Origin of the sequence: uncultured Friedmanniella sp., assembly GCF_964244005.1 — a bacterium.
Classification (GTDB): Bacteria; Actinomycetota; Actinomycetes; order Propionibacteriales; family Propionibacteriaceae; genus Microlunatus.
In genome coordinates, this window is the sequence record NZ_CAXTHG010000036.1 from 32605 (window position 1) to 42371 (window position 9767).

Consider the following 9767-nt stretch of genomic DNA (forward strand, 5'->3'; position numbering starts at 1 on the left):
GCTACTCCTTCACCTGGTTGCTCGCTCCAGAACGCGTCGTCGCGTTCCGCGCCTGGTCGTGCGTCGCGTTCCGCGCCTGGTCGTGCGTCGCGTTCCGCGCCTGGTCGTGCCCTGCGTTCCGCGCCTGGTCGTGCTCTCCGTGCTCGGTCCTGCTCGCGGTGATCGTGGCGACGGCGCCGAGCGGGATGGACACCCAGTCGGGCCGGTTACGGACCTCGTAGACCACCTCGTACACCGCCTTGTCGGCCTCGTACGCCTGCAGGGTCGACGCGTCGGCCGCGGACAGCCCGTCGCCGGCGTAACCGGAGAGGAACGCCTGGCGGCACTCCAGCGCCCAGTCGCGGCTGTCGGGCCCCGGCACGCTCGCCGCGGCGTAGTCGAAGGAGCGCAGCATGCCGGCGATGTCGCGCCAGACGCTGTCTGGCGCCGCCCGCTCGACGAGGGTCTTGACCGGCTCGCCCTCGAAGTCGATGATCTTCCAGCCGGCCGGGGTGTGCAGGGTCTGGCCGAGGTGGAAGTCGCCGTGCACCCGCTGGGTGTCGAGCTCGGACGCCGCCACGGTGTCGAAGACCTCGCCGAGCGGGGCGACGTACGGCTCGAGCGCCGGGGCGATGCCAGCGGCAGTGGTCAGCCGGTCCCGCATGACCGTCGCCACGGCCGCGCCGGACTGTCGGCCGGTGGGGAAGGCGCTGCGCAGGGCGGTGTGGGTTTCGGCCAGGGCGTGGCCGAGGTCGTGCGCCGGACCAGCGAAGCTCTCTCCCTGGCGCAGCGCGTCCAGCGCCAGCCCCCAGCCGTCGGTGGCCTCGGCGAGCTTTTCCACCACCATGCCGAGGTCGGCGTCGAGGGTCTCGACCCGGCCGGTGGTCGGGTGGGTGCCGGTCCAGGTCGCGTTGATCCACCCGTAGAGCGTGGCTACGTCGGCCATCGCGGTACGCGACAGGGCGTCGTGGACCTCGATGTCGAGGTTGCGGCCCAGCTCGAGCCGCCGGAAGACCTTGAGCATCGCGACCTCGCCGAACATCACCGAGGTGTTGCTCTGCTGGCCGGTGAACACCGCCGCCGGCAGGTCCGGGCTCAAACCGCGGGCGGCGCTCAGGTGGAAGACCAGCCGGGTCTCCGCCGTCTGCTGCGCCTGCTCGTCCAGCAGCGCCCGCAGCAGCACCGCGCACGCCTCCGGGTCCTGGAGGGCGTCGTAGGCCACGACCGGCCCGAGCTCGGGGTCGTTCCAGCGGCCGATCTCGGCGTGCTGGAGGTCGGGGTGCGGCGCGGGTCGGTAGCCGAGGACCAGCTGGTAGAGCTCGCGGGGTCCGCTGGTCCGGGCCACGGCCTCGGGTGCCTCGGGCGCCTCCGGCTCGCGGTCGTCGTCGACCTCGTCCGGGTCGTCCACGGGGGTCGGGTCCTCAGGAGCGGAGTAGGCCACCTCGAGCACCTCGGGCCGGACGGCGAGGCCGTGCGGGGAGTCGAGGTAGTCCGGCAGGGACGTCAACCACGGCAGCGGGGTCACTCCGACGACGCTGACGCGGCGACCCTTGCCGCCGAACCAGCGGGCGGCGGTGAGGTGGCCGAGCAGCAGCTCGGCGACCTCGGGGGCGAGTGCGGGGGCGATCGGCACCGGGGTCACTGCTCCGCGGCGGTGGTCGGAGCTGTGTCGTTCGCCAGTGGGGCCTGGCCCGGGTACCGGGTGCCCGGTCGGACCAGGGTGAGGACGTGGGCCGGGTCGTCGACGGTGAGCCGGACGAACGCCCGCTGGCCCCAGCGCCAGGTCTGCCCGGTGAGCTCGTCGTGGACCAGGAAGACGTCCGCGGTCTCGAGCCCGAGCTCGGCCATGTCCAGCACGATCTCGCTCTCGTGGGAGTTGAGCGGGTCGACGCTGGTGACCACGATGACCACGTCGTCCTCGACTCGCTTGGAGTAGACGACCACCTCGGGGTTGGCCGCGGTGTGGAAGTGCAGGTTGCGCAGCTGCTGCAGCGCCGGGTGCTCGCGGCGGATCGCGTTGAGCGTGCCGAGCAACAGGTTGAGGTGCTCCCCGCTGGCCTCGGCGCCCTGCCAGTCGCGCGGGCGGTACTGGAACTTCTCCGAGTCCAGGTACTCCTCGCGCCCGTGACCGAGGGGGGCGTTCTCGAAGAGCTCGAAGCCGGAGTAGACGCCCCAGGTGGGGGCCAGCGTCGCGGCCAGGACTGCCCGGATGGTGAACGCGGTCTTGCCGCCCAGCTGCAGGAACATCGGCAGGATGTCGGGGGTGTTGACGAAGAAGTTGGGCCGGAAGAAGCTGTCGGAGGAGGTGCTGAGCTCGGTCAGGTACTCCTCGATCTCCCACTTCTCGTTGCGCCAGGTGAAGTAGGTGTAGCCCTGCTGGAAGCCGGCCTTGCCGAGTGCGTGCATCATCGCCGGTCGGGTGAATGCCTCGGCCAGGAAGAACACGTCTGGGTCGGTGCGGCGCACCTCGGCCAGCAGCCAGGCCCAGAAGTTCACCGGCTTGGTGTGCGGGTTGTCGACGCGGAAGATCCGGACCCCGTGGCTCATCCAGAACCTCAGGAGGCGCAGGCTCTCGGCGTAGATGCCCTCCCGGTCCCGGTCGAAGTTGATCGGGTAGATGTCCTGGTACTTCTTCGGCGGGTTCTCCGCGTAGGCGATCGAGCCGTCGGCCCGCTCGGAGAACCACTCCGGGTGGTCGGTCACCCACGGGTGGTCGGGGGAGGCCTGCAGGGCGAAGTCCATCGCGACCTCCATCCCGTGCGAGCGCACCTTGGCCACGAAGCGGTCGAACGACTCGAGGTCGCCGAGGTCGGGGTGGATGGCGTCGTGGCCGCCCTCGACGTTGCCGATCGCCCAGGGCGAGCCCGGGTCGGCCGGTCCGGGGGTCAGCGTGTTGTTCGGCCCCTTGCGGAACGAGGTGCCGATCGGGTGCACCGGCGGCAGGTAGATGACGTCGAAGCCCATCGCGGCCGCGGCCTCGACCCGCTCGTAGGAGGAGTCGAAGGTGCCCGAGACCCATCGCTGGGTGTCGGAGTCGAACCGGGCGCCCTGAGAGCGCGGGAAGAACTCGTACCACGACGCGTACAGGGCGGCGCGCCGGTCGACGAAGATCGGGTAGTCCGGGCTGGGGGAGGTGAGCAGCCGCGGACCGTACGCGGCCATCGCGGCCCGCACCTCGTCGCTGAGGACCACCTCGAGCCGGTCCTCGACCTGCTGGTCGGAGTCGAGCGCGGCGTGCGCCTCGCGCAGCAGCCGGGCCGCGGCCTCGTCGCCGGCCGTCGTCGCGCTCGCGGCCGAGGTGGCGAACAGCGCCTTGCCCTCGGTGCAGACCAGGGTGACGTCGATGCCGGCCGGGATCTTGATCTCGGCCGTGTGCACCCAGGTGGCCCACGGGTCGTCCCAGCCCTCGACCCGGAAGCTCCAGCGGCCCTCGGTCTCGAGCGTCACCTCGGCCGCCCACCAGTCAAAACCGGCCGGGGTGCTGGGGTGCATCGGCTCGCGCCGCTCCGCGCCCGTCGGGTCGGTGAGCACGACGGTGGCGTTCACGGCGTCGTGGCCCTCGCGGAAGACGGTGGCGCGGATCGGGATCGGCTCGCCGACGGCGGCCTTGGCGGGGTAGGCGCCACCTTCGACCACCGGCGACACCTTGGTCACCGGGATGCGGCCGAAGGGCGTACCGGTCGAGGAGGTCGGGGCAGAGGCTCCGGCGCTGAGGCTGGTCACCTGCCTAAACCTAGCGGTGTGGACTGACAGTCGGTCAGTAGGGAGTCCCGCGCCGCAGCCGATCGACCTGAGCGGTCACCTCCGGAAGTCCGTACGGGACCAGCCCCGCCCAGGCGGTGCCTCGCCTGTCCGCCGGAGGCGGCGCTCCGCGCCAACACGTTCCCCCCAGTCGCCGTCCAACCCCGGTATCGCTCCTTCGTCGGCCTTGCGAGCCATCCACCTGGACGACGCTGGATCCTCGACGAACTTCCGGAGGTAACCGCTAGGTTATGCCGGTGCGCGCTATCCGTCGGTTCACCGTCCGTCCCGTCCTGCCGGAGGTGCTCAAGCCTCTGGGGGACCTCGCCCGCAACCTGCGTTGGGCCTGGCACTCCGACACCGAGGACCTTTTCCGCTCCGTCGATCCGGAGCTGTGGGCCGCCAGCGGTGGCGACCCGATCCGGCTGCTGGCCGACGTACCGGGCGAGCGGCTGCAGATGCTGTCCAAGGACAAGAAGTTCCTCAAGAGCCTGCGGGTGGTCCAGGCCGACCTGGCCGACTACCTGAGCGGCGACCTCTGGTACTCCTCCTACGCCGCGGAGAACCCGACCGCGCCGAAGGGGATCGGCTACTTCTCGCCCGAGTTCGGCATCACCGAGGTGCTGCCGCAGTACTCCGGCGGCCTCGGCATCCTCGCCGGCGACCACCTCAAGACCGCCTCCGACCTCGGCGTGCCGATCATCGGCGTCGGCCTGCTCTACCGCCAGGGCTACTTCCGCCAGTCCCTCAGCGCTGCCGGCTGGCAGCAGGAGCGCTACCCGCTGCTCGACCCGAACGCGCTGCCGCTGACCCTGCTGCACGACGAGGACGGCCCGGTCCGGATCGAGGTGCCGCTGGACGGCCGGACCCTGCACGCCCAGATCTGGTTGGCCCAGGTGGGCCGGGTGCCGCTGCTGCTGCTCGACTCCGACCTGGAGAGCAACGCCGGCCCCGAACGCGAGACGACCGACCGGCTCTACGGCGGCGGGACCGACCACCGGCTGGCCCAGGAGGTGCTGCTGGGCATCGGCGGCGTCCGCGCCATCCGCGCGTACTGCAAGGTGACCGGCGCGGCGGCGCCCGAGGTGTTCCACACCAACGAGGGACACGCGGGGTTCCTCGGCCTGGAACGCATCCGCGAGTACATGAGCGACGGGCTGGACTTCGACACCGCCCTCGAACGGTGCCGGGCCGGCACGGTCTTCACCACCCATACTCCTGTGCCTGCGGGGATCGACCGCTTCGCGCACGCGCTGATGAGCGAGCAGTTCGCCAGCTTCGGCGTCCCGCTGGACCGGGTGCTGGGGCTCGGCAGCGAGGACTACCCCGGCGGCGACCCGAACATGTTCAACATGGCGGTGATGGGCTTTCGGCTCGGGCAACGCGCCAACGGCGTCTCGCTGCTGCACGGCGCGGTGTCGCGGGAGATGTTCCAGGGACTGTGGAAGTCATTCGACACCACCGAGGTGCCGATCACCTCGATCACCAACGGCGTCCACCACTACACCTGGGTGCACCGCGACCTGCTCGAGCTGCTCGAGGCGCCGACCGGCAGCACAGCACCGTCGGTGGTCGACGGCTACGACTGGAACGGCCTGGCCCGGGTGGACAGCAAGACCATCTGGGAACTCAAGCGCCGGATGCGCGCCGAGCTGGTGAGCATGACCCGGACCCGGCTCACCGAGAGCTGTGCCAACCGCGGGCTGAGCGCCGACTGGGTCGACGGCGTGCTCGATCCGGACGTGATCACGTTCGGGTTCGCACGGCGGGTGCCCTCGTACAAGCGGCTGACCCTGATGCTGCGGGACCCGGAGCGGCTGAAGGCCCTGCTGACCGATCCGAAGCGGCCGATCCAGATCGTCATCGCCGGCAAGTCGCACCCGGCCGACGAGGGCGGCAAGGCGCTGATCCAGCAGATGGTGCAGTTCGCCGACGACGAGGACGTCCGCCACCGGATCGTCTTTCTGCCCGACTACGACATCTCGATGGCCAAGCCGCTCTATCCCGGTTGCGACGTCTGGATGAACAACCCGCTGCGCCCGTACGAGGCCTGCGGCACCTCTGGGATGAAGGCCGCGCTCAACGGCGCCGCCAACCTCTCCATCCGCGACGGCTGGTGGGACGAGTGGTTCGACCCGGCGTTCGGCTGGGAGATCCCGTCCGCCGAAGGGCTCGACGCCGACCAGCGCGACGACCTCGAGGCGCGGGCGCTGTACGACATCATCGAGAACGAGATCGTGCCCCGCTTCTACGACACCTCCGGCGGGCTGCCGGAGCGCTGGATCCAGATGATCCGCGAGACCATCGCCGGGCTCGCGCCCAAGGTGCTGGCGACCCGGATGGTGCGCGACTACGTCACGCTCCTCTACGGCCCTGCCGCCGCCTCCGCCCACGCGGTCGACGGGGGGACCGACGCCGAGGGGCTCGCCAGCTGGAAGCGGCGCGTCCGGGCCGCCTGGCCTGGCGTCAAGGTCGACCACGTCGAGAGCCTGGACGGCGACCAGCTCGAGATCGGCGCCAAGCTGCACGTCAGCGCCCTGGTCCGGCTCGGTGACCTGACGCCGAACGACATCGAGGTCCAGCTGGTCACCGGTCGGCTCGACTCCGACGACCAGCTGCGGGAGCCGCACGTCAACCCGTTCCCGACCGGTACCGACCTCGGCGACGGTCTCCGCCGTTACGAGGGCTGGGTCGAGGCCAAGCGTTCCGGCGCCATCGGCTACACCGTCCGCGTCGTCCCGCACCACCCCCAGCTCGCCAGCCCCGCCGAGATGGGCCTGGCCACCCTGCCCGCCGATCTGCCCACCCCACCTTCAGCCGACTACGTGCCCTAACGACCGGTTTCTGGCCCAAGCTCGACCCGGGGTCGTTCCGGTGCCTCCTCCTGGGCCCAACCTGGGCGGTCACTTCACACACTCACGGGCCCTCCTGCGCCTCCGGCAAGGGGCGCACGGAGCACCGCAGAGGTGTGAAGTGTCTCGAGCGTGCGGCCAAGCCGTCGGTCACGAAGCGAAAGGTGGTGCCGCCGACCGTCGGGATCGGCTCGTGCGGGTGACGGGTCAGGACGACGGCCGGTGCGGGTACGGGGGCTCGTCAGCCCACCAGCCCTGCCAGGCCGGCATCGACGACCAGCTGCCGCGGACCGGGCCCGACATGTTGCGACCAATCACGGACGCCCTGCGCGGCTGGAGCAACCGGTCGGTCCAGCGCTGGTCCACCCCGTGGCCGGGCAGGGCCGCATCGAAGTCCCACGGGTGCCGGCCAAGTCCGCCCTTGCCGGGCGGATGCTCCATGCTCTGGTCCGGCGACGAAGCCGTCGAGGGAGACCGAGACGTGTGCGGTGGTGACAGTCATGTCTCTCCTGACCGCGAACCCCGGGAGTCATGGCTCCATCGCCGACGTCACACCCTTACGGGCGTCCGTGCGCCCTCGGCAAAGGGCGCAACGTCGCCCTCCAGGGTGTGAAGTGACCGCCTGGGCTCTGCCCAGGATGACTGAGCGGAGGAGCGGGACGAGCGAGTGGAGGGCCGGGTCGCTGCTTGGGGGGACAGTAGCGGAGCTCAGTGACGGTTGTCAGGGCCCGGGCGGGGTTCGAAGCGGTCGGCGGGTCGGGGCGCGGCGCTCGACCCAACGCGTGAGTCAGCAGCCCGGTCCACGGGCTCACCGCAGGCATCCGTTCCTGGGACGCAGCCCTCAGTCGACCTGCAGCACCACGACCGTACGGCCGGGGAGCTCGAGGTGACTGCCGGCGCTCAGCTTGTCGGTGGTCATCTCGCCGTCGTGGCCGGTGTGGGCGACGACGGTGTACGTGTGCGCCCAGCTACCCGCCGGCAGGTCGACCTGGACCGGGTCGGACCCACCGTGGAACCAGATCAGGTACGCCTCGTCCTGGGTACGGTCCGGGTCGTCGTCGGCCAGGTAGACCCCGAGCGTCCGCCGCGTCCCGTCCGTCCAGTCGTCGGAGGTCATCTCGCCGTCGTGGCCGCCGAACCAGGCGAGGTTCTTGCGGCCGCTCGGCGCCCCGGTGGCGTCCAGCAGCTGAGCACCGTGCCGGTACTCCGTCCGGCGCAGCACCGGGTGCTCGGCCCGCAGCTGCAGCAGCCGCCGACTGAGCTCAGTCAGGTCGGCCCACTCCGAGGCGGTGTCCCAGTGCACCCACGACACGGGGGAGTCCTGGCAGTAGGCGTTGTTGTTGCCGCCCTGGGTGCGGCCGATCTCGTCGCCGGCGGTGAGCATCGGCACCCCGGCCGACAGCAGCAGCGTCGCCATCAGGTTCTGGGTCTGCCGGTGCCGCAGCGCCAGCACGTGGGCGTCGCTGGTCTCGCCCTCGACCCCGCAGTTCCACGAACGGTTGTCGTCGGTACCGTCGCGGTTGCCCTCGCCGTTGGCGTCGTTGTGCTTGCCGTCGTAGGTGACCAGGTCGCGCAGGGTGAAGCCGTCGTGGGCGGTGACGAAGTTGACCGAGGCCTGCGGCGCCCGGCTGCCGAAGATATCGGGGGAGCCCACCAGGCGTTGGCCCAGCTCGGCGACCCCGTGGGTGTGGCCGCGCCAGAAGTCCCGGACGTAGTTGCGGAACCGGTCGTTCCACTCGCTCCACCCGTCGCCGAAGGCGCCCACCTGGTACCCGTACGGCCCCATGTCCCAGGGCTCGGCGATCATCTTGACCCCGCTCAGCACCGGGTCCTCGCGGAGGGCGACCTTGAACGGGTGCTCCTGGTCGACGTGGTGCCGCTCGTCGCGCAGCAGGGTCGTCACCAGGTCGAAGCGGAAGCCGTCGACGCCCATCTCGGTGACCCAGTAGCGCAGTGAGTCCAGCACCAGCCGCAGCACGCCGGGCTCGGAGGTGTCGACGGAGTTACCGCAGCCGGTGACGTCGTAGTCGTTGCGCTGGTCGGCGGTCAACCGGTAGTAGCCGAGGTGGTCCAGGCCGCGGAACGCCAGCGTCGGGCCCTCGTGGCCGCCCTCACCGGTGTGGTTGTAGACGACGTCGAGGATCACCTCGATGCCCGCGTCGTGCAGCGTCGACACCATCTCCTTGAACTCGCGCACCTGCTGGCCGAGTGTGCCGACCGACCCGAACGCCGAGTGCGGGGCGAAGTAGCCGAGGGTGTTGTAGCCCCAGAAGTTCGAGAGCCCGCGACCGATCAGGAACGGCTCGGAGACGAACTGGTGTACGGGCAGCAGCTCGACGGCGGTGACGCCCAGGTCGACCAGGTGCTGCACCACCGCGGGGTACGCGAGCCCGGCGTAGCTGCCCCGCAGGTGCTCGGGGACGGCGGGGTGCAGCCGGGTGTAGCCCTTGACGTGCAGCTCATAGATCACCGAGTCGGCCAGCGGGACCGGGGTGGCGATCGGGCGCGGCGGTGGTGTGTCGGCCACCACGACGCTCAGCGGGACGGCGGCGAAGGAGTCGAGGGTGTCGGGGACGTAGTTCGACTCGGGCGTGTGGTCGAGGATCGGCCCGGAGTAGTCCACGCCGCCGGTGACCGCCCGGGCGTACGGGTCGAGCAGCAGCTTGGCGGGGTTGAAGCGGGCGCCGGCGGTCGGGTTCCACTCGCCGTGCACCCGGTAGCCGTAGCGCTGTTCCGCGCCGACGCCGGGGACGTGGGTGGTCCAGACACCGTCCGGGCCGAGCAGGAGGTCGTAGTTGGTCTGGTGGCGGTCCTCGTCCACCAGCGCCAGCTCGACCCTGGTCGCCCGCGGCGCCCAGAGACCGAAGGTCGTCCCGCCGGCCCGGACGTGGGCACCGAGCAGCGACGTGTCCGCTGGGACGGGCAGTGCGGTGAGGGTCATGTGGGTGCTCTCAGCTCTGTGGGCCGGCGTCTCCACCGGTCGTGTGGGGCTGCGTCGTCGGCCGACCGCGTCGTCGCCGGGTGCTCCGTCGACTGCGTTCGCTCCTCATGACACCGATGTCTGCCCGCACTGAGCGTAGCCTGAGAATCGGTCGCCGACGACCTGTTCGCGCAATCCGGCGCCCGGTGCGGGCGACGGCCTAGGTGACTGGTGTCGAACGGGGTGGGGTGGTGGTGGCGGCTCTGGCTCGGCGT

5 protein-coding genes are annotated in these 9767 nt (G+C 70.9%); 1 reads left to right on the forward strand and 4 read right to left on the reverse strand.

Going from position 1 to position 9767, the window contains the following annotated elements:
* Position 1: 1 nt before the first annotated feature.
* Positions 2-1612, reverse strand: coding sequence for a hypothetical protein (locus ACFE76_RS18205; protein WP_375433200.1), 1611 nt, complete (start codon positions 1610-1612; stop codon positions 2-4).
* A gap of 5 nt (positions 1613-1617) precedes the next feature.
* Positions 1618-3702, reverse strand: a complete 2085-nt coding sequence (locus tag ACFE76_RS18210; RefSeq protein WP_375433201.1) for an alpha-1,4-glucan--maltose-1-phosphate maltosyltransferase — start codon at positions 3700-3702, stop codon at positions 1618-1620.
* Between the two features lie 269 nt (positions 3703-3971).
* Here ACFE76_RS18210 and glgP point away from each other — a divergent pair, with 269 nt between their 5' ends.
* A complete protein-coding gene (gene glgP / locus ACFE76_RS18215) occupies positions 3972-6554 on the forward strand; it encodes an alpha-glucan family phosphorylase (protein WP_375433202.1) in 2583 nt (860 codons plus the stop codon).
* Positions 6555-6779: 225 nt separating this feature from the next.
* Here glgP and ACFE76_RS18220 read toward each other — a convergent pair whose 3' ends face one another.
* Complete coding sequence (locus ACFE76_RS18220) at positions 6780-7013, reverse strand: hypothetical protein (RefSeq protein ID WP_375433203.1); 234 nt, start codon at positions 7011-7013, stop codon at positions 6780-6782.
* Between the two features lie 400 nt (positions 7014-7413).
* Positions 7414-9513 (reverse strand): glycogen debranching protein GlgX, encoded by a 2100-nt coding sequence (gene glgX / locus ACFE76_RS18225; protein ID WP_375433204.1) that lies wholly within the window; start codon positions 9511-9513, stop codon positions 7414-7416.
* Positions 9514-9767 lie beyond the last annotated feature (254 nt).